The sequence below is a fragment of the Anaerococcus lactolyticus ATCC 51172 genome, from assembly GCF_000156575.1.
Lineage (GTDB): Bacteria > Bacillota > Clostridia > Tissierellales > Peptoniphilaceae > Anaerococcus > Anaerococcus lactolyticus.
Genome location: NZ_GG666164.1, coordinates 1 through 241, shown reverse-complemented (window position 1 = coordinate 241; position 241 = coordinate 1). Strand labels below are relative to the sequence as shown.

Genomic DNA, 241 nt, shown 5'->3' with positions numbered 1-241 from the left:
GAGGCCCTGGAGGCCGAGAAAGGCAAGCTGGTCGAGCAGGTCGAAACCCTCAACGAGAAGTTGGGCCAGTTGGACGACATGAAGTCGGCGCTGGAGAAGGAGTTGGCCGGGATGAAGCGCCCGGATGGCACCGGCACCAAGGCCGCGAGCGAGCACAAGGCCGCCTTCATGCAGTTCGTGCGCAAGGGCATTGATACCGGTCTGGGTGAACTGCAGGCCAAGGCGTTGCAGATCGGCGTCG

The 241-nt window shown here is 63.5% G+C and carries 1 protein-coding gene; it reads left to right on the top strand.

Going from position 1 to position 241, the window contains the following annotated elements:
- Positions 1-241: hypothetical protein (locus HMPREF0072_RS12235; protein ID WP_004830894.1), on the top strand; the 241-nt coding region annotated here is incomplete at both ends.